Consider the following 20,233-nt stretch of genomic DNA (forward strand, 5'->3'; position numbering starts at 1 on the left):
CCTAATATTAAAACAAAAATTTATAATAAAATCCAATATTATACAAATATACTGTCCAACTAAAAAATACAAGTCCTACTAAGGAACCAAAAACAACATCCGAAAACCAATGAACTCCAACAACAATTCTACTTATTGCAATACTAAGTCCAAACAAAATACCTACAGTAATCCAAAAAGGAAATGAGCTATGACCATTAAACAAAACATACATTACAGTAGGATAAAAACTTAATCCTATACAAGAATGTCCACTCGGAAAGCTATATCCCCAGTATTTTATATCAGAATGTGAAACTGGACGTTCTCTTCTAAATAAAAATTTAAAAGAATTTAAAAATATCATATTAAATAGCGATGAATTCAAAATCGCACTTGCTAACACATAATTTTTTTCTGAAACAGAATAAAAGAAGATAGGAAAAATAATAATAAGTGAAGTTACAACATCTCCCATTGAAGTTATATGCTTCATTGAAGATTTTAAAAATCTTAAATTATTATTTTGAAAAAAATTCTTCAACTTTAAATCTATTAAAAAATTCTGTTTCTTTAATTTATTTCCAACTATTGATGTAAAAATAAATACAACAACAGTAAAGATAATAAGATATAACATTAATCCCTCCAAAAATTAAGATATATCAATTTTGCCAAATTATAACAAAAATATCCTAATACAAGTCCTACAATAACATCAGTTGGCCAATGAACTCCTAAAATAACTCTACTTATTGCTATTAAAAAAATCATAATATAAATAGTTATATCTATAATTCTACTCTTAAATTTTTCATGTAACAAAAATCTAAAAGTTAAATAAAAAGCTGAAAAATTCATAGCATGTCCACTTGGATAACTAAAACCACTCATATTTATAATAAAAAATTCAATAGGTCTTTTTCTTAAAACAATATGTTTAATTAACTCATTTAACATATACGTTAATAGTAATGTAGCAATTAAAAGCAAAAACTCTTTTTTCAAATTGTTATAATAAAAATATACTCCAAAAGGAACAAATAAAATAAAATAAGTTTTTCCATCTCCCAAAGATGTTATAAATTTAATAAAATTTAGGAGTATATAATTTTTGTTAAAAATATTATTACTTTGAACCAAAGTCATAATTTTATAGTCAACACTATTAGTCAGTTCTATACTCTTTAGAAAGAAACCAAAAATAATGCTACAAATAAAAACTATAAAAAATAAAACAATAAATTGTCTTAATTTTAATTTTTCCATTTTTCCTCCTAAACCAAAATAATTATATCATAAATTGAATTATTAATCAAAAGATTACATATCTTTTAACAAAAAAACTACTATAAAATTACAAAAATTTAATAGTAGTTTTTTAGAAAATATATTTATTTTCAAATAATTTAGTAATATATTAAATAAGTATTTTTAATATTTTTAAAAATAAGCACAAAAAAAGTTCAGCAATTTTACTGAACCTCTTAAAATCATTATTTTAATATTATAATCCTAATGCTTTTGATAATTCAGCTTTATCAAAGCCAACCATTTCTACATCATCAACACAGATTACAGGAACACCCATATGTCCTTTCGCCATTAATTCTTTTCTAGCTTCTAAATCAGTTGAAACATTTTTTTCAACATAATCGATATTATTTGCTTTTAAGAATTCTTTTGCTTGTTTACAATAAGTACAAGACTCACTTGAATATACTACTACTTTTGCCATTTTTTTGCCCCCTAATAAATTTTTTTCGATAGTTTAAATATTTGTAATATTTATTCAGTAATTTTATACCCCTTGATTTTTTATTTAAACAAAGTATTACTTATTTTTTCTTAGTTTTTCAACAATTTATAAATTTTCATATTCTCTAGCAATATTTTTAAAATCTTCTAGAGATAATTTTTCTGCCCTTGTCCTAGTATCTATACCTAGTTTTTCCAAAACCTTAATAATTTTTTCTTTTTCTATACCAGACTTGCAAAATGAATTTAAAACTGTTTTTCTTCTATTTTCAAAGCCATTTTTTATAAGTTTAAACATCGTTTTTTCATACTCAAATTTTTCTTTTTTAAGTTTCATATTTACAACAGCGCTATCTACATTTGGTGCAGGAACGAATACATTTCTTGACACATTGAAAGCTATATTAGCATCAGCATAATATTTTACAAATAAACTTATGCTTGAATTATCTTTACTATTTTCATCTGCAACAAGTCTTTGAGCAACTTCTTTTTGAACCATTATAGTTATGGATTCTAAATCTAAATCACTCTCTAAAAGTTTTGTTATTATTGGTGTTGTCACATAATATGGTAAATTCGCAACCACAACTATTTTTTTTTGCATAAATTTTTCTTCAATAAGCTTTTTAAAATCTATTTTTAGTGCGTCGGATTGAACAAATTCAAAATTATCATATTCACTAAGTGTATAATCTAAAACTTCTTTCAATCTTGTATCAATCTCTATTGAAACAACTTTTCCAGCTTTTTCAAGTAAAAACTTTGTAAGAACTCCAAAACCCGGGCCTATTTCGATTACTCCATAATCTTTATCAACAGCTGAAACTTCAACTATCTTTTCTAAGATATTTCTATCTGTTAAAAAATTTTGTCCAAAATTTTTAGAAAATGAAAATCCGAATTTATCACAAATTTCTTTTATTACCGATAATTTATATAAATCCATTTTAAACTTCCTCTCCTAAAAATTTTTTAACAGCTGTAATTAATTCGCTTTCAGTTATTCCAAAACTATTTAATCTCTTTACAAATTGTTTTGAATTACAATATCCAATTTTAAAATAATCACAAAGTTTTTCTCTAAGCTCTTTACTATTCCCCGTTCCACTAATTCCTAAAGTAGTTAAAAGGGTTAAGTCTATTTCATCTTTTCTCTCCAGAACCGTTACTTTTGCATTTTCAATAGCTTCGATAATATCTTCAACTTTTGCATTTTCAACTCCAACATTATCTCCTTTAAGTGCAAGACTCCTACTTAAAAATGCATTTTTACAGTTTGGTATTACTCTATTTATATTTTTTCTAATCTTTTCTCCTGCATAGTCGGGATCGGTAAAAACTATTATTCCACATTTTTCATTTGCCTCTTTTAATTTTTTTAGCAAATTTTTAGAAAAATGAGTTCCATTTGTTGCAATAACATCACAATCAAAGGCAGACTTAACTTTTGAAATATCGTCTTTTCCTTCAACTACTATTATTTCTTTGATTTTTTTCATATTAATCCTCTATTGAAAAAAGATTTCTGACATTACTATTCGTATTATAGATTAAATCATTCAATTCCATTTCTTTAAGTTCCGCAACTTTTTCAGCAGTGAATCTTACAAATTTCGGTTCATTTCTCTTTCCACGATTTGGTTCAGGAGTTAAATATGGACTGTCTGTTTCCACGAGCAAATTGTCTAGTGGAATTGTCTTTACCATTTCTCTAACATTAACTGCATTTTTAAAAGTTACCGTTCCTGAAATAGAAATATAGTAACCAAGCTCCATAAATCTTTTTGCCATCTCGCTTGAACCTGTGTAACAATGCATTACGCCTTTTACCTTACCTTTAAATTCAGATAGAATATCATAAGTATCTCCCATAGCATCTCTAGTATGAATGATTACCGGTAGTTTTCTCTTTTCAGCGATTTCAAGTTGTTTTCTAAAAATTTCTTTTTGTTTTTCTCTTGGAGAATTGTCATAATAGTAATCTAGTCCAATCTCTCCAATCGCAACTATTTTTTCACTAAAAGACATTTCATAAACTTTTTTTAAGTCCTCATCAGTTACATCTTCGACTTCATGAGGATGAATTCCTACTGCTCCATATACTCTATCATATTTTTTTACAATTTCAATTATTTTTTCACTTGATGATATATCAGAAGCAGGATCTACTATAAAGTCAATTCCATCTTCTTCAAAATTTGAAATCACTATTTCTCTATCTTGATCAAATTTTTCATCATCAATATGACAGTGACTATCTACTATTTTCATTATGATACCTTTGATCCTTCTTTAACATCATTTAAAACAGTCAATACACTTAAATTCTCATCATCAGATGCAGCAAGTATCATTCCATTACTTTCCACACCTCTTAAATTAACCGGTTTTAAATTTGTAACAACAATAACTTTTTTACCTATAAGGTCTTTTTCAGAATAGTATTTTCTTATTCCTGAAACTATAGTTCTAACTTCTCCACCAATATCAATTTTAGAAACTAAAAGTCTATCAGCTTTTGGATGAGGCTCGCATTCTAAGATTTTTCCTACCTTAAGTTCAACTTTAGCAAAGTCATCTATTGTTATTAGTTCATTTTCTTTAACATCTTCTTTAACTTCATCCGCTCCTGAATTTTTCTTCTTTCTCATCTCAATAAGTTCAGAATTTTTTTGAATAATTATTTCTAATTCTTTGTCAACATCAAGCCTATCAAATAAATTCTTTCCTTTACAAACTTTAGTACCAACTCCAAGTAATCCAAATTTAGTTAAGTCTTCATAAGAATAATTTGAATAACCTATTTGTTCATTTATTTTAGATGAAGTTTCTTTCATAAAAGGTTTAATTAATCCTGAAATAATTCTTATACTTTCAAGTAAATTATAAATTACAGTTTTCAATCTTTCTTCTTTTTGTTCTTTAATCAAAGCCCAAGGAGTTGTTTCATCAATATATTTATTAGTTCTTCTAACTAATTTCCATATTTCTTCAAGAGCCATTGAAAAATTAAGTTTATCCATCAACTCTGCAACTCTATCTCTAGTAGTAGTGGCAATTTCGATTAAATCATTATCAAGTTCAGTTAATTCTGTTTGAGAAGGAACAAAACCATCAAAATACTTTTCACACATTGCCACTGATCTTGAAACTAAGTTCCCTAAGTCATTTACAAGGTCTGAATTAATTCTGTTTAACATTTTAGTATAAGTGAAATTACCATCTTGCCCAAAAGTAAATTCTCTTAGCATAAAATATCTTAATGCATCCATTCCATATCTTTCTATAATTGGTTCAGCATAAACAATATTTCCCTTGCTTTTACTCATCTTATCATCATCAAATAAAATCCATCCATGTCCGAAAATTTTCTTTGGCAATGGTAAATCTAAAGCCATTAAAATTGCAGGCCAAATAATTGCATGGAAACGCATGATTTCCTTACCAATTAAATGAACATCACAAGGCCAAAATTTATTGAACTTTTCTTCATCTGTTCCATAACCAATACCTGTTAAATAACAACTTAAGGCATCTATCCAAACGTAAACAACATGCTTTTCATCAAAGGGAACTTTAACACCCCAATCAAAACTTGAACGTGTAACGGATAAATCAGTTAAACCTTCATTAATGAAACTTATCATTTCGTTTTTTCTTGATTCTGGTTGAATGAAATCAGGATTTTCTTCATATAATTTTAAAAGTCTATCTTGATATTTAGAAAGTCTAAAGAAGTATGTTTCTTCTTCACTAGGAGAAACTTCTCTACCACAGTCAGGACATTTATTTCCTTCAACTAGTTGGCTTTCAGTCCAAAAGGCTTCACAAGGAACACAATACATTCCTTTATAACTCCCTTTATAAATTTCTCCCTTTTCATAAAGTTTTGTAAAAATTTCACTTACATTTTTTTCGTGAATTTTATCTGTACTTCTAACAAAAGCATCAAAATCTATATCTAAAGTTCTCCAAAGTTCTTTTGCACTTTCAACAATGGGATCAATATATTCCAATGGAGCTTTACCAGCTTTTATAGCGGATTCTTGTAATTTTTGACCATGTTCATCAGTTCCAGTTGTAAAAAATACATCAAAACCTTGAGCTTGTTTATATTTCTTTAACACATCTGCAACAATTGTTGTATAAGTATGACCCAAATGTAAATTACTATTTGGATAATAAATAGGTGTTGTCAAATAAAAGTTTTTCTTTTCCAAAATAAGCCTCCTAATTTTTAAATCTTTATTTTACTTGCTAATCCAAATATTTCTTCTCCTTCAACCGAAATACCATTGCAATAAACAACTTTGTTTTTCATATCTTCATTATACGGAGCAGAAAATCTTATATAATTTCTTGTATAACCTACAAGTCTATTTCCATTAATATTTTCTTCAAATAAAACTTCATGTTTTTCTGAAAGTTCTTTTTTCAAAAATTCTGTCGTCATATCCTTTGCTAATAGGATTAATTCATTACTTCTAAATTTCTTTACGTTTCCATCAACCTGTTCCTTAAAATCAAAAGCAGGAGTTCCCTTTCTCTTTGAATATTTAAAAACATGAATTTTAGAAAATCCTATTTCTTTTACAAAATTTAATGTCTCTTGAAAATCCTCGTCATTTTCTCCTGGAAATCCAACAATAATATCAGTTGTAAGAGCAACATTTGGAAAAATTTCTTTTATCATTCTAACTTTTTTTCTATACATATCAGTTGTATATCTTCTATTCATAAGTTTTAAAATTTTATCGCAACCGCTTTGTAAAGACAAATGAAAATGCTCACAAACTTTTTTACAATTTTTTAATCTAATTAAGAAATCTTCAGAAATAATTCCCGCTTCTATGGAGCTAAGTCTTATTCTGTCAAGATTTTCGATAGTAGATAATTTTTCTATAACATCAATAAGTCTAGTATCATTTCCTAAATCAAGTCCATAAGAACCAACATGAATCCCTGTTATTATGACTTCCTTATATCCATTATTCGCAAGTTTTACAGCTTCTTCATATATATCATCAATTGGTCTTGACTTAATCGGTCCTCTTGCATAAGGAATTATGCAGTATGTACAAAACATATTACAGCCTTCTTGAATTTTTATATATGCTCTTGTTTTACTTTCTTGATTTTCTATTGACAATACGTCAAAACCACAATCCTTTGTAAGTTCTGAAACGATATTAAACTTTAAATTCGACTTCTTTGATTCTTCACATAATTCAACTATTCTAGCTCTATTTTTAGTTCCAATAATTACATCTACATCCTCAATTGCAGAAATTTCATCAGGTGCAACCTGAGAGTAACAACCTACTACAGCTAAAATAGCATCCTTATTCAATTTTTTCGCTCTGGAAATAAATTGTCTTGATTTCCTATCGCTCAAATTTGTAACTGTACAAGTATTTATAACATATACATCACATATATCATTTTCATTACAAATCTCATACCCTCGTTTCTTAAATAACTCCTGCATAGCTTCAGTTTCATACTGATTAACTTTGCAACCCAGAGTTAAAAAACTAACTTTATTCATAAACCTCCTACATAAATTCATATTGCAAAATTGAAAGTAAATTTATGCCTGCAGTCTCCGTTCTCAAAATTCTAGCTCCAAGGCCAATGCTGAAAGCTCCATTATTAATTAAAAACTCAACTTCTTCTCTTTCAAAACCGCCCTCCGAACCTATTAAAATAAATATATCCTTACCAGAATTTTCTGTTTTTATTTTTATAATTACATCCCTTAAAGAAATATTTTTATCCTCTTCATAAGCTACAAGTAAGTAATTATCTCCTACAAAATTTATAATATCCTTAATTTGTATTAATTCATTGATTTTAGGAACAATTAATCTCTTTGATTGCTTTGATGCCTCATAAGAAATTTTTTGTAATCTTTCAATTTTTTTACTCTCTTTTTTTTCGTCAAATTTTACGATACATCTTTTTGAATTAACCAAAGTAATATCGTATACTCCTAGTTCAACAGCTTTTTGAACTATTAAATCTATTTTTTCACCCTTTGCCAAACATTGCAATAGATGAATTTTAATTTTTGATTCAGTATTTTCTGAAATTTTTTCCAAATTATAAACAGAAATATATTTATCACAAATCTCTATATTCCCAATATAAAGTTCCCCTAAAACTACTACCTCAATTTTTTCATCTTCTGCAATTCTAAGAACTTTTTTTATATGATTATAGTCATCTCCGTATATTTTAACTTTTCCATCTAAGATAGACTCGTCAGTAAAAAATCTATGCATTCTTTCTCCTTGCAATTACACAAACCCAATCTTTGTTTTTGTTTACTTCCAAAATTTCAAAATTATTTTTTATCAAGGCGTTTTCAACATCGGAATATTTTTCTTCTATTATTCCAGAACCAATAAAAATTCCTTCATCTTTTATAAATTTACTTATATCATCCAATAATTTTACTAAAATATGTGCAAGAATATTAGCAACAATTACATCTGCTTTTGAATTTAATTTTTCACATAAATCTCCATGATGAACAATAATTCTATCCTCAACTTTATTTAGCTTAGCATTTTCTAAAGTTGCCTCAACCCCTAAGATGTCAATGTCAACGGCTTCTACTTTTTTTGCTCCTAGTTTCAAAGCTCCAACAGATAAAATTCCACTTCCTGAACCTATATCAAAAACAGTTTTATCTTTTAAATCTATCTTTTCGATAGCTTCTAAACATAAAGATGTAGTTTCATGAGTTCCCGTACCAAAAGCCATACCCGGATCTAATTCGATCATAATTTCATTTTCAGCTAAATTATAATCTTCCCAAGTAGGTTTTATAATGAAATTCTTACCAACCTTTGTAGGTTTATAATATTTTTTCCACTCATTTGCCCAATCTTCGGTTTTTATTTTTGAATCTATTTTTAAAATGACTTTTTCGTTGTATTCTCTTTCAAATTCTGAAATTCTCTCTTGTAAAATTTGCAAATTTTCTTCAATTTCATCGTCATTTTTTAAATAAGTCTTAACAGTAATAAAATCACTTTTTTCAAAATCATCCTCATCTAAAACTACCCAATAAGGCTTTTCTTTTGCAAATTTCTCATAATCTCTTGAGTCTTTTATATTTATTCCATCAATATCAAATAAATAAAGTATTCCAACTATATTGTCTTCAAATTGATTTTTTACTACAACCTCAATTTCAGTCCAGTCCATTATTCAAATAGCTCCTTTACCTTTTCAAAAAAGTTTTTCTTATGCTCTGTCAAATGTTCTTCTCTCTCACTAGAAAACTCTCTTAAAAGTTCCTTTTGTCTATCAGTTAAATTCTTTGGAGTAATAATTTTAACTCTAAAAGTTAAATTACCCTTACCATATCCATTTACATCAGAAATTCCCCTATCTTTAAGGATAAATTCTGTACCAGTCTCTGTTCCTTCAGGAATTGTATATTTTTCTTTTCCATCTAAAGTTGGGATTTCTACTTCTGCCCCTAAAGTTGCTTCTGTAAAGGAAATTGGTAATTCATAGAAAACATCATTTCCATTTCTTACAAATAATTCATGAGATTTTACTTTGAAAATAACATAGACATCTCCATTAGGTCCACCATTTTCTCCACAATTTCCTTGTTCTTTTAAAGTCATAATATTATTTGTATTCACACCTTTTGGAGCTTTAATAGTAAATTTCTTTCTTACAAGAACAAATTTTTTTCCTTTGCATTTTTCGCATTTTTCTTCTACAATTTCACCAGTACCATTACATTCATTACATAATTCTTCAGAAACAACTGTTCCAAAAAAACTTTGTCTTTGAACTCTAATACTTCCACGTCCATTACATTTTTTACAAGTAACTTTCTTTGTTCCTGGTTTTGCACCAGTACCTGAACATACATTACAAACAGTTTTTACATTTACAAAAATTTCTTTTTCTACACCATTTACAGCTTCAAAAAAATCCAAATCTAAATAAACTTCAGTATCTTCTCCCTTTCTTGGACGATTGGAATTTCTAGTCGAACTAAAGCCTCCAAAACCTCCAAATCCTCCAAAATTTCCGAAAATACTTTCAAAAATATCTTCCATATCAGAGAAGCCTCCAAAGCCTCCGCCTCCTGATGCATTAGCATTAAAACTTGCCTCTCCATATGTATCGTATTTTTGTCTTCTATTGTCATCACTTAGTATTTCATAAGCAAAATTTACTTCTTTAAAATTTTCTTCTGCTTCTTTATTATTAGGATTAACATCCGGATGATATTTTTTCGCTAGTTTTCTATAAGCAGATTTTAACTCTGCTTTATTACAATTTTTATCTACTCCTAATATTTCATATAAATCTCTCATAATCTCTCCTGAAAATATATAATATATAATTACTCAATATATAATTTTACCATAAAATGAACTTTCTTTCTACTATTTTTATAATAAATAATCAAAAAAGATTGTTATGATACAATTGATGTGAGACCAAGGGTACAAAAAAAAAAGAGAATATCCTGTATAATTATTAAAACAAAAAAATTAACTAGAAAGGAACTCTCTTTTATGAATAATATTATACCACAAAATCAAGAAAATATAAAACACAACCAACGTTATATCCCTCATTTGCTTCAAACAAGATACCATGCTGTTAAAACTTACAGAAATGGTAATTCTGTTAGCTTTGTTTGTAGAAGATATAAAATATCTAAAGCTTCTCTTATGCGTTGGAATAAAAGATTTGATGGCTCTATTGACTCCCTTAAGGATAAATCTCATAGACCTTTATCTAAACATCCTAATTCTCATACTGATACTGAATTTTATTGGATTAAAAACCTCATTAGAAGAAATCCTAACATTTCTTTAATTGTACTTTACGCTAAACTTAAACTAAATAAAGGTTATTCTAGACACCCTTGCTCTCTTTTTAGATTTCTTAGAAAACTTGGCTTTTTTAAAGACATTAAACAACCTTCTAAACCTTATCATACTCCTACTAAAATTGGTGTTAAAATGCAAGTTGATGTTAAATATGTTCCTAATTCTTGTTATGTTGGTAAATACCCAGATAAATTCTACCAATATACGATTATTGATGAGGCAACTCGTGAAAGGTTTATTTATCCTTTTAAGGTACAATCTTCTTATAGTACTGTTACTTTTGTTAAAATGGCTATTAAATACTTTGGTTATACTCCTGAAATTATTCAAACCGATAATGGCTTTGAATTTAATCATTTTAAAGATACCAAAAGAGTTCATCCTTTTGACAAACTATGTAATGAATTGGGTATTAAACATCAATTAATCAGACCTAGAACACCTATACACAATGGCAAGGTTGAAAGAAGTCATAGAAATGACAATGAAAGATTTTACAGTAATTTATCTTTTTATTCATATGAAGATTTGATTTATCAAATGAAAAAATATCTCTATAAATCTAATAGATTGCCTATGCAAACTTTAAATTGGCTTTCTCCTATTGAAAAACGTAAAGAATTATTAGAATTAAAGGAGAATTAATTCTCCTTTAATTCTAACATACAGGTTATATTTTTTTATATTTTTTGGTCTCACATCATTTACAAATGTACAAAACTTAATATCTTTAATTCAAAGTCAATTCAAAGTCGATTAAAAAAACTTGGTCTCTCGAACAAATTATAGGTAGAGAATTAAAAGGTAAGTTAGCCTTTAAGACAATTTATAACTGGATTTATTCTGGTGTTATTGACATTGCGTTAAATCATTTAAGAAGAAAATGGGAAAGTAGAAAATAACAAGAAACTAGAGGAAAATTTAATATTGGTCATTCTATAGATAAACGTCAAAAATACATAAAAATGAGGAAAAAATTTGGTCATTGTGAACTTGATACGGTAGTATCGTCTAGAGGTAAAAGTAAGGGTTGTTTGGCAACATTTGCTGAAAGAAAAACAAGGTTTTACGTAGCAATAAAAATGCCTAATAGAAGTAAACTATTAATGTTAAATGCGATTAAAACACTATTATGTTATTATAACAAAGAAGCACTAAAAAGTTTCACATCAGACTGGGGAAAAGAATTTGCTTGTTGGAAAGAAGTTGAAACTATTGGTATTCCATTTTACTTTGCAGATACTTATAGTGCTTGGCAAAGAGGGACAGATGAAAATAGTAATGGATTACTAAGAGAATTGTATCCTAAAAAAACGGATTTAGAAAAGATATCAAAAAACGAATTAAAAAAGGTCTTAAATCTAATCAATTTAAGACCTAGAAAATGTTTAAATTATCCAACAAGTGAAGAATCATTTTTATACGAACTATAAAAGTTATGTCGCAATAAATATTACAATTCATCACATATAAAAATATTAATTTCAAAAATTAATCAAATATATTTTACTTGAATCCATATCTCAGTCTATTAAATCTCGAATGATCAAACTAGGATATAATTTACCAAATATAAGAAAAGTAAAATCTAATCCTACACTTTAATAGTTAAAATTTCATATGAAAATTATCATAAATTATTAAATCTTAGATTAACTAAGCAAAAAATAACTGTTATTTTTCTATAAATTAATTATTAATCATTTTCTAAATAATATTCTCGAAAATTTTTCTATAAATTAATCAAATAATTTTTTTGTATACTTTATACATATATAATAACATACATTCAATTATATTTTACCAAAACTTATATACATTAAAATATATAATCTAAATTTGATTTTTTTTGTTCTATATAATCCTTGTATTATTTAATTATTAAAAATATAATATATTTGTATCAATATAATTCCCAATTATATTAATTATTATATAATTCTATTATCCTTGATATTATAGATGTAGTAGAATGACCAGAAATAAACTTCGTAAAAATCATTTTATTTTCATTTTCATTTTTATTTAATTTATAGTAATTTCTATAATCTGAGCCTTTAAATAATAAATCTGGATTTATTTTTTTTATTATTTTTTGAGGACTTCTTTCATCAAATTTAATAATAAAATCAATAACAGAAATATTTGATAAAATATAAGCTCTATCTTCAAAATTTATTATTGGTCTGTTTTTCCCTTTTAAAACCTTAATAGAATTATCAGAATTTAATCCTAGTACTAAAATATCAACTTTTTTACTAGATTCTACCAATGAGCTAATATGACCTGCATGAATTAAATCAAAACAACCGTTAGTAAAACCTATTTTTTTTTTATAAAAAAATTTATCACTTATTAAATTATTAAAAGTCCTTAATGATATTACTTTATTATCAAAGTATCCCTTTAATTTATTATTAACTAAAATATCATAAAAATTTAAACAACAAGTGTATCTTGATGTTATTGATGCTCCTGCTAATAAATTTGAGTAAAAAAATATTTCTTTAAATTTAAAGTCCTCAATATATAATCTAAATAATACACTAAAAAAAACATCCCCCGCACCAATTCCATGTCCCTCAACATAATTATTATTAATGTATTCTTTATATTCATTATTTATGTTAATATGATAGCAACCTTTTTCCGATAAAGTTACAACTATATTATCAATTTTATATTTTTTTTTAAAAAAAATTAAATTATTCAATATTTTACTTTTATCATTTGTAGAAAATAAATTACTTAAATCCTCAATACTATACTTTAACAAGTATGAATTCTTAAATAATTCTAATTTCCTTTTGCTGTCAATAAATACCTTAATTTTAGATTTTCTACATACATCTATAATATTATTAATTAATTTTTTAGATAAAATTCCTTTATTATAATCACTTAAAATAATATAATCATATTTTTTAATATTTTGATTTATAAATTGTTGTATATATTTTTCATCTTTAGCTCTCAAATTAATAGTATTATCTCTAGAATATATCTTATTTTGAAAACCAAAAATATAATTTCTTTTTTTATAAGTAGTCTTATAAATGCTTGATTTTTTTATAAATTTTGTATTTACTCCAAATTTATCACTTAACTTCAAAAATAATTTCCCTGCTAAATCTTTTCCTATAAAACTAATAAAATCAACATCTATTCCCATTTTTTTTAAATTATATGCAACATTTGAGGCTCCTCCCAAAGAAATGACTATTCTACCATATTTTTTTTTGAATTTTTCAGCATATAAGTCTAAAATCACATCCCCAATTAATAAAACTTTAGTATTCTTTTTCCCAATAATACTTTCATAATTCATTATTATCTCCTAAATATAAATTGTATTTTTCAGATATTATTTTTATAATATTATCAATGCTTGTGTCAAAAAAATCTTTTAATATTTCTTCATAATCAAAATTAGAAGATTTTATATATGCTTCAATAACTTTTTCTTTACCATACTCATTAAAAAGATATCTGATTATCGCACCTAATAATATTCTATATTCTCTTTTAACATTAACAACGTTAGGCGTATTGAGTTTTGAACGATCTATATTATTAATATTTACCAAATTTTTATAATAAAATTCTTCATCATAAAAAGATTCTGCTATTCCTTCTCTCCAAAAAACGCAAGGCCATTTATCTGTATAATATGACATAAAAAAATGAACCATTTCGTGTTTTATTGTATTTTTATCAGGTATTCCATTACAAAATACTATTATTTTTGTTTTACTATCAAAAAAATTTGAAGCTTTAGTTATAGAATATATAACTTTAGACAATTCCTTATCTACAAAAATTAATATTATTTTATCCATAGAAGTTTTTAAAAAAAATTCTTTTAAATCAAAAATAATACTAGTTATACTAAAGATTAAAGATTTTGTTAAATTATAATTTTTATAATATATTATAAGATTATCATCTTCATATTTTCTATATTCTTTCATAATATTATATTCAATAACAAATAGAGGATTTACTATTTTGTCATTAAATATAGCTATAAATTTATCAAATATTAAATTACTTTTATTAAACCTACAAACGAATATAGCCCCACTGTTTAATTTTATCATTTTTGAATAAACACAATAATCCATGTCTTCAATAAAATTTTTTAAAGTTATCAAATAATTATCGTATATAAATAAATTTTTAGAATATTTAAACTTTATATTTAAAGTGTAATTTACGAAATTTAAAAAATCCAAAAGCTACACCTACCCATATTATTTATAATTTTGAATTTTTAAACAAATTTTATGTATTAATTCAAGTGTTTTTTCTTGTATAATATGACACTTATCACTATTTATTCTGTATATATAATCTACAATATCTCTATATCCTATTTCATTATTACCCGTAATTAAAATAATTTTTAACTTCATAATATGAGATATAATAGCTGAATTAATAATATTTCTTGACACACCAGAAGAACTTAATAAAATTATTAAATCTCCTTCTTTTGCTTTATTAAATATTTGTTGTGCAAAAATCATATCAAAACTTATATCATTGCTTATTGCAGTGATTGTAGATAGATTACTTGCTAGAGATGATACAGGAAATCCATTTTCCATTTTTTTTGAAAAGTCTTCAATTCCATTTAATTTAGATAAAATCCTTATTTTTTCAGATAATTCTAGAGAAATATCTCTCTTATTATACAATGATTTTTGTAACTCAGAAGAAAAATGCTCAGACATTGATGCAAATCCACCATTCCCACAAATATAGATGCTGTTTCCGCTACTAATAACTTTTTTTATCATAAAAACTATTTTTTCCATAATATACCTCACACTATATAAATACATTATTATAAATTTTTTTAAAAACATTATAAACACTTTTTATTGATATACTATCAACACATACACAATTCTCGGACAAACAAATATCTTTAAGTAAATTCTTTCTCTCGTTCGTTGAATTTCTATAAACATCACAATTTAAATACTTTTTATCACACTTGGAACGCATTACAACTATTTTCTTACTTAAATTCTTATCAATAGCGTATATTGGTGGAGTTGGACCAAACAAAGCTAAACAATATATATTATTTGCTATTGAAAAATGCATAGGTCCACTATCATTACATATAATAAGTTTTGAATTAGATAAAATATTTAAATAAGTATTAATTTTTAGATTACCAACTACTTTAACATTTTTATATTGTTTACAATTTTCAACGAAAAATTTATATAAAAAACATTCTTTAGGAGAAGTTATAATAAATATTTCTATAGAAGAAAATTCTGTTGATATCATTTTTACCAATTCTAAAAAATTTTTTTCTGGCCATCGTTTTTTACCTATACTTGCCCCTGGCTGAATTATTATATAACTATTAGTTGTGTATTGCGAAATATTTTCAAGAGTGTACCATGTTTTTAAAGAAAAATTAAAATTATGAACACCTGATAATTTTATAATATCTATAGATTCTGTTACTCTATTTCTATATTTATTCTCTACACAATATTTAGTGAAACAACAGTGATTTTCATTCAAAGAATTTTTGTTTAAAATTCCATATCTTTTTTTTATTCCTACAAAATACGGTAAATAAGCCCTATTCCATTGCGAAAATATTCTAACTAATTGAAAACTTTCAGTGAAATTATATTTCTTTAAAGTTAAAGAAAATTCAACAAATTTTAAAAAATTAGATTTACTTGATGGTAAAACCAATACTTCATCTATTAAATCACAATATTTCAAAAATTCTACCCCTTCTTTTCTTCTTACCAATACAACCAAATAAGAATCTAAATAATGATTTTTTAAACTTTGGATAGATATCGAATCACAGACAACATCACCCAAATTATTATGAGATAATATCAATATTATATTTTTATTTTTTATTTTATTTTTTTTTACTGGTATAAAAGATATTAATAGTTTCATTAATTTATAAAATAATATTCTAAGTTTTATAATTTACACCTCCATATTAAAAATATAATATATAATAAATTTCTATTTGTAAAATGATTTTAATGAAATTACAACTAAAGTAATAATATTATCTAATACAATAACTTTCAAATTATTAAATTATTTTACTATTAATTTATTAATATTACCTATTTTTTATTTGTAATTTATAGGTTTAAATTCTCATAAATCAAATTTAATTCACATATTATTATAGTGTAATCTATTATCTTACCTATTTTTTATGCTACTGATATTTCGAATTTTAATAATTGTATCTTATTTATATCTCAAATTATAACAACTAATATATAACCATTATTTTAATTTCAATATCTAATAAAAATTTCAAAATCTATTTTTAGAATACCCTCAGTATCATAAATAAATAATTTAAGAAAAAAATATGCATATGTTTTCTAATAATTTATATTCATAAAGTTTTTTCTAACATTATAATTATACTTTATTTTCTATAATATTAAAAATAATTATATCAATTACAATAAATCAAATATAATTTATAATATTATAGACTATTCATTATTACCATAAATAGAACTCTCTTTATGTTTTTTACAAGCTATAAAATATATAAATTATATTAAGAGAGTTCTATTGCTGATATAATTCTTTTTTACTTACAAATATAGTAAGTCTCTTTTAAATCTTTACTTAGTAAATACTCAAGTAAAATAAATTAGTACCCATAGATGTAAAAAAGTATCTAGAATAGTTTATGAGTTAATTACACCTACATTAGACCAATGTACCATTAAACTATCATCATCATAGTCTGGTAATAAATCTTTCCAAGAAACAACGTCTTTCAATTCTTCTACTAAACTATCAATATTAGAATCTTTATGTTCTTTCAATTCAACAATCTTGTCTTTTGATTTGTTCATATTAAAACCTCCTTCCTGAAAAACTTAAAAACTTTATATCAAAAATTTTTAGTAATTTTATTGTCTACAGAATTTAGTGTGATAAAATACAAAAATTTAATTATTTCATAAAAATACTTACAATAAAAACTTTCTCCGTAAAACGATCCAGTACTATCTTTTATAAATCCTGGACAACCCCCTCCAACACAAAACTTATTAAATTCACAAACTCTACATTTTTCAATTTTTTTTATATCTCTAAAATTATGTTTTATCTTATTTGAAAAGTCGAAATTCCATATATCAGTAATATAATTATCTGAACCTATATAAACTGAACAAGGATAAACCTTTCCATATTCATCAACTGTTATTACTTCTGATCCTGCTCCACAAGGTAAATTTAGACACATGTAATCATCAGACAAATAAAACATTTTTTTCCACAATGCATATATATTCCTTTCAAAATACTTCCCCCATATATTATAATTTTGTTTATTATTTAGACAAAATAGATGAGATATTAATTTTTTTGTTTCTTCAATTAATACTTCAATGTCTGGAAGTGAATTATCTTCAATAGTATTACTTTGATAAATCAAATTGAATGTAAATTTATTAATACCTAAATCAATCAATCTATCAGCGTTATATATCATGTCTTTAACATTAGTTTTGTTTATAATAGATATTACACCTCTATTTACATCTAAATTATTCATTATTTCTAGATTTTTTATTATATTCTTCAAATAATTTTCATCCATTTCTCTCGACAGATTATTATAAATTTTAAAACCATCAACACTTAAACTTAAACTAACTTTATTTAATTTACAAAACAAAATAAAATCTTCATCTAATAATTTACCATTTGTTTGAACTATAAAATTTATATTTTGATTTTTATATAAATTTATAATTTTTTTTATTTTATTTTTTTCTAGTAATGGTTCTCCACCGTGAAATATTACATTTAAACATTCTTTTGATTTATTATTCTCCAATATTTTATTTATAGTATAAATCATTATTTCGCTATCCATAGCCGTTCTTTTCTTAAATTTTTTAGCATAACAATACTTACAATTCATATTACAATCAGATGTAATATTTAATATCAAATATTTAAGATTTCTTATATTTTTAAAATTTTTTTCATTAAGTTTATTATAATTTAATTGTATATAATTATATAATTCTGTATATTTAGACTTAAAATCATTCATATTATTAAATCTATTATTAACATCATGATTCATATCTAATTTGTAAGATATCCATCTTCCATTAGAAGGATTAATTATCAAAATTATATTATAAAAATGTAATATTTTAAAATCCATCTATATATTCACCTCTATTAATCAAAACAATATGTTTTTATCCATGTATATTCTTTACCTACAAATAAAAAACTCGATTTTGCTTTTTCTTTATTTTTAAAGCTTTTCTCACTGTAATTAGAATCTAATAAAATAATACTCTGTTTTATATTTTTCGAAAAAAAAGATTCTTCTAATAATTTTTTTGTAAAAATATAATTTTTGTATTCTTTTTCAATATCTAAAATATAATATTCAGTATACAGCTTAGAAAGTATGTCTTCTTCCTTTATTGTAATATAAATTTTAAATATATCATTCCATTTATATAAATCATTTATTATAGAATAATTTGAAAACTCATCTAAAAATAAAACTTTTGTATCTTTAAAAAATAATCTTTTAATATGGTTAAGTTCAAATATAAAGCCATCTTCAAGTATTTTTCTGCTATTTAGAGAAGATGATGATTGATATATTTTTAAAAAGTTGTTATATTCAGAAAAAAGTTTACTTAGAATAGTTGTTTTTCCATAATCAGAGTCTCCTTTTATAATAATAACTTTAAGATTAAGATCTAATAATTTATTTTTTATATATTCCTGAAAATCATTTAAAATTTCTATATACTTTAACAAATCCACTAACTGTTCACCCCACTGTATTTTTTTATTCCTTTTTTCCAAATAAACTTAGTAAACAATACTAAAAATAGACAAACTAGCACCTCAATACAAATATAATATAATTGTTCTTTCCCATATAAAATAGCAACAGGATAATATCCCATAAATCCAAAAGGAATAATAAAAGTAAAAATAATTTTTATAAATTTATTAAAAATATTTAATGGATATTTTGAATATATTGTCAATGATTGGATTATTCTAATTAATGAATTAGATATATTTTCAAACCAAAATGAAAGACTTGCTACTATTGTAAATAAACACACAAATATTAATATATTCATAAATGTCATTGGAATTATAATCAATAGAAGTCTTATTATACTTATTTGAGAAATATTTATGAATCTTATAATAATAACTAACCCTAGAAAAACTCCTCCTACATCACCTATTCCTTTGCCATATAATTGTAGTAGTTCGTTTATCGGCTTAACTAAAATACCATCTAAATTCCCAGATACCAAAATATATGAGAAGTCATAAAGTGGCCAAAATAAAAATCCAAATAATCCGTAAGAAAATTGATATAAACCAAAAATTAATAGTATTTGTTCGTAACTCCACCCATTTAAATTAGGTATATTTTCAAATAAAGTATGTATAAATATAAAAGTAAGTAGTTGTGTAAAAAAATCTGATAAAATAAATATAAAAAAATCAAATTTATTACTTAATCTTAATTTAAGTTCTAATTTTCTAATTGAAATAAACAATTTAAAAGTTTTCAT

General features: G+C 24.4%; 20 protein-coding genes and 1 pseudogene. 2 read left to right on the forward strand and 19 right to left on the reverse strand.

The features are described 5' to 3' along the window. Nucleotides 1–7: 7 nt before the first annotated feature. From WFJ11_RS04770 to dnaJ, 11 genes are all read right to left on the reverse strand, one after another. Entirely contained in the window at nt 8–619 is a 612-nt protein-coding gene (locus WFJ11_RS04770) for a phosphatase PAP2 family protein (RefSeq protein WP_323988560.1), read from the reverse strand. After that, nucleotides 619–1,248 (reverse strand): phosphatase PAP2 family protein, encoded by a 630-nt coding sequence (locus WFJ11_RS04775; RefSeq protein ID WP_338816996.1) that lies wholly within the window; start codon nt 1,246–1,248, stop codon nt 619–621. The genes WFJ11_RS04770 and WFJ11_RS04775 overlap by 1 nt, the downstream gene beginning before the upstream one ends. 238 nt (nt 1,249–1,486) lie before the next feature. After that, the gene (locus WFJ11_RS04780; protein ID WP_009372420.1) at nt 1,487–1,717 is read right to left on the reverse strand and encodes a glutaredoxin family protein; all 231 of its coding nucleotides are present in this window, start codon (nt 1,715–1,717) and stop codon (nt 1,487–1,489) included. 126 nt (nt 1,718–1,843) lie between these two features. Next, nucleotides 1,844–2,686, reverse strand: coding sequence for a 16S rRNA (adenine(1518)-N(6)/adenine(1519)-N(6))-dimethyltransferase RsmA (gene rsmA, locus WFJ11_RS04785; RefSeq protein WP_338816997.1), 843 nt, complete (start codon nt 2,684–2,686; stop codon nt 1,844–1,846). A gap of 1 nt (nt 2,687) precedes the next feature. Continuing rightward, nucleotides 2,688–3,239, reverse strand: a complete 552-nt coding sequence (gene rnmV / locus WFJ11_RS04790) for a ribonuclease M5 (RefSeq protein ID WP_313961430.1) — start codon at nt 3,237–3,239, stop codon at nt 2,688–2,690. 1 nt (nt 3,240) lies between these two features. Beyond that, on the reverse strand, nt 3,241–4,011 hold the full coding sequence (locus WFJ11_RS04795; RefSeq protein ID WP_338816998.1) for a TatD family hydrolase: 771 nt from the start codon (nt 4,009–4,011) through the stop codon (nt 3,241–3,243). Next, nucleotides 4,011–5,960, reverse strand: coding sequence for a methionine--tRNA ligase (gene metG / locus WFJ11_RS04800; RefSeq protein WP_338817000.1), 1,950 nt, complete (start codon nt 5,958–5,960; stop codon nt 4,011–4,013). Before metG ends, WFJ11_RS04795 begins: the two co-directional genes overlap by 1 nt. Before the next feature lie 17 nt (nt 5,961–5,977). Then, nucleotides 5,978–7,288 carry a tRNA (N(6)-L-threonylcarbamoyladenosine(37)-C(2))-methylthiotransferase MtaB gene (mtaB, locus tag WFJ11_RS04805; RefSeq protein ID WP_281703344.1) on the reverse strand — a complete coding sequence of 437 codons (1,311 nt, stop codon included), beginning with the start codon at nt 7,286–7,288 and terminating at the stop codon, nt 5,978–5,980. Between the two features lie 7 nt (nt 7,289–7,295). Further along, on the reverse strand, nt 7,296–8,024 hold the full coding sequence (locus tag WFJ11_RS04810; protein ID WP_338817002.1) for an RsmE family RNA methyltransferase: 729 nt from the start codon (nt 8,022–8,024) through the stop codon (nt 7,296–7,298). Then, nucleotides 8,017–8,955 carry a 50S ribosomal protein L11 methyltransferase gene (gene prmA, locus WFJ11_RS04815; protein WP_338817003.1) on the reverse strand — a complete coding sequence of 313 codons (939 nt, stop codon included), beginning with the start codon at nt 8,953–8,955 and terminating at the stop codon, nt 8,017–8,019. The genes WFJ11_RS04810 and prmA overlap by 8 nt, the downstream gene beginning before the upstream one ends. After that, nucleotides 8,955–10,091 carry a molecular chaperone DnaJ gene (gene dnaJ, locus WFJ11_RS04820; RefSeq protein ID WP_281703341.1) on the reverse strand — a complete coding sequence of 379 codons (1,137 nt, stop codon included), beginning with the start codon at nt 10,089–10,091 and terminating at the stop codon, nt 8,955–8,957. The genes prmA and dnaJ overlap by 1 nt, the downstream gene beginning before the upstream one ends. 204 nt (nt 10,092–10,295) lie before the next feature. Here dnaJ and WFJ11_RS04825 point away from each other — a divergent pair, with 204 nt between their 5' ends. After that, complete coding sequence (locus WFJ11_RS04825) at nt 10,296–11,261, forward strand: DDE-type integrase/transposase/recombinase (protein WP_338817004.1); 966 nt, start codon at nt 10,296–10,298, stop codon at nt 11,259–11,261. Nucleotides 11,262–11,365: 104 nt separating this feature from the next. Further along, a pseudogene (locus WFJ11_RS04830) lies at nt 11,366–12,049 on the forward strand (IS30 family transposase); the annotation flags it as partial. Between the two features lie 491 nt (nt 12,050–12,540). Here WFJ11_RS04830 and WFJ11_RS04835 read toward each other — a convergent pair. From WFJ11_RS04835 to WFJ11_RS04870, 8 genes are all read right to left on the reverse strand, one after another. Then, nucleotides 12,541–13,944 (reverse strand): PfkB family carbohydrate kinase, encoded by a 1,404-nt coding sequence (locus WFJ11_RS04835; RefSeq protein WP_338817005.1) that lies wholly within the window; start codon nt 13,942–13,944, stop codon nt 12,541–12,543. Continuing rightward, complete coding sequence (locus WFJ11_RS04840; RefSeq protein ID WP_338817006.1) at nt 13,934–14,716, reverse strand: hypothetical protein; 783 nt, start codon at nt 14,714–14,716, stop codon at nt 13,934–13,936. The genes WFJ11_RS04835 and WFJ11_RS04840 overlap by 11 nt, the downstream gene beginning before the upstream one ends. Before the next feature lie 153 nt (nt 14,717–14,869). After that, nucleotides 14,870–15,436, reverse strand: a complete 567-nt coding sequence (locus WFJ11_RS04845) for an SIS domain-containing protein (protein WP_338817007.1) — start codon at nt 15,434–15,436, stop codon at nt 14,870–14,872. Nucleotides 15,437–15,449: 13 nt separating this feature from the next. After that, complete coding sequence (locus tag WFJ11_RS04850) at nt 15,450–16,565, reverse strand: glycosyltransferase family 9 protein (RefSeq protein ID WP_338817008.1); 1,116 nt, start codon at nt 16,563–16,565, stop codon at nt 15,450–15,452. 767 nt (nt 16,566–17,332) lie between these two features. Continuing rightward, nucleotides 17,333–17,503: a hypothetical protein gene (locus tag WFJ11_RS04855; RefSeq protein ID WP_338817009.1), complete on the reverse strand. Its 171-nt coding sequence runs from the start codon at nt 17,501–17,503 to the stop codon at nt 17,333–17,335. Nucleotides 17,504–17,541: 38 nt separating this feature from the next. Then, complete coding sequence (locus WFJ11_RS04860) at nt 17,542–18,834, reverse strand: radical SAM/SPASM domain-containing protein (RefSeq protein WP_338817010.1); 1,293 nt, start codon at nt 18,832–18,834, stop codon at nt 17,542–17,544. A 17-nt stretch (nt 18,835–18,851) separates the two neighbouring features. Continuing rightward, on the reverse strand, nt 18,852–19,457 hold the full coding sequence (locus WFJ11_RS04865; protein WP_338817012.1) for a hypothetical protein: 606 nt from the start codon (nt 19,455–19,457) through the stop codon (nt 18,852–18,854). After that, on the reverse strand, nt 19,457–20,233 hold the full coding sequence (locus WFJ11_RS04870; RefSeq protein WP_248109406.1) for an ABC-2 family transporter protein: 777 nt from the start codon (nt 20,231–20,233) through the stop codon (nt 19,457–19,459). Before WFJ11_RS04870 ends, WFJ11_RS04865 begins: the two co-directional genes overlap by 1 nt.

The organism is Parvimonas micra, assembly GCF_037482165.1.
Lineage (GTDB): Bacteria > Bacillota > Clostridia > Tissierellales > Peptoniphilaceae > Parvimonas.

Coding starts and splice junctions, on each gene's coding strand:
- WFJ11_RS04770 (WP_323988560.1), bottom strand. CDS start 619: ATGTTATATCTTATTATCTTTACTGTTGTTGTATTTATTTTTACATCA.
- WFJ11_RS04775 (WP_338816996.1), bottom strand. CDS start 1,248: ATGGAAAAATTAAAATTAAGACAATTTATTGTTTTATTTTTTATAGTT.
- WFJ11_RS04780 (WP_009372420.1), bottom strand. CDS start 1,717: ATGGCAAAAGTAGTAGTATATTCAAGTGAGTCTTGTACTTATTGTAAA.
- rsmA (WP_338816997.1), bottom strand. CDS start 2,686: ATGGATTTATATAAATTATCGGTAATAAAAGAAATTTGTGATAAATTC.
- rnmV (WP_313961430.1), bottom strand. CDS start 3,239: ATGAAAAAAATCAAAGAAATAATAGTAGTTGAAGGAAAAGACGATATT.
- WFJ11_RS04795 (WP_338816998.1), bottom strand. CDS start 4,011: ATGAAAATAGTAGATAGTCACTGTCATATTGATGATGAAAAATTTGAT.
- mtaB (WP_281703344.1), bottom strand. CDS start 7,288: ATGAATAAAGTTAGTTTTTTAACTCTGGGTTGCAAAGTTAATCAGTAT.
- WFJ11_RS04810 (WP_338817002.1), bottom strand. CDS start 8,024: ATGCATAGATTTTTTACTGACGAGTCTATCTTAGATGGAAAAGTTAAA.
- prmA (WP_338817003.1), bottom strand. CDS start 8,955: ATGGACTGGACTGAAATTGAGGTTGTAGTAAAAAATCAATTTGAAGAC.
- dnaJ (WP_281703341.1), bottom strand. CDS start 10,091: ATGAGAGATTTATATGAAATATTAGGAGTAGATAAAAATTGTAATAAA.
- WFJ11_RS04825 (WP_338817004.1), top strand. CDS start 10,296: ATGAATAATATTATACCACAAAATCAAGAAAATATAAAACACAACCAA.
- WFJ11_RS04835 (WP_338817005.1), bottom strand. CDS start 13,944: ATGAATTATGAAAGTATTATTGGGAAAAAGAATACTAAAGTTTTATTA.
- WFJ11_RS04840 (WP_338817006.1), bottom strand. CDS start 14,716: ATGATAAAATTAAACAGTGGGGCTATATTCGTTTGTAGGTTTAATAAA.
- WFJ11_RS04845 (WP_338817007.1), bottom strand. CDS start 15,436: ATGGAAAAAATAGTTTTTATGATAAAAAAAGTTATTAGTAGCGGAAAC.
- WFJ11_RS04850 (WP_338817008.1), bottom strand. CDS start 16,565: ATGAAACTATTAATATCTTTTATACCAGTAAAAAAAAATAAAATAAAA.
- WFJ11_RS04855 (WP_338817009.1), bottom strand. CDS start 17,503: ATGAACAAATCAAAAGACAAGATTGTTGAATTGAAAGAACATAAAGAT.
- WFJ11_RS04860 (WP_338817010.1), bottom strand. CDS start 18,834: ATGGATTTTAAAATATTACATTTTTATAATATAATTTTGATAATTAAT.
- WFJ11_RS04870 (WP_248109406.1), bottom strand. CDS start 20,233: ATGAAAACTTTTAAATTGTTTATTTCAATTAGAAAATTAGAACTTAAA.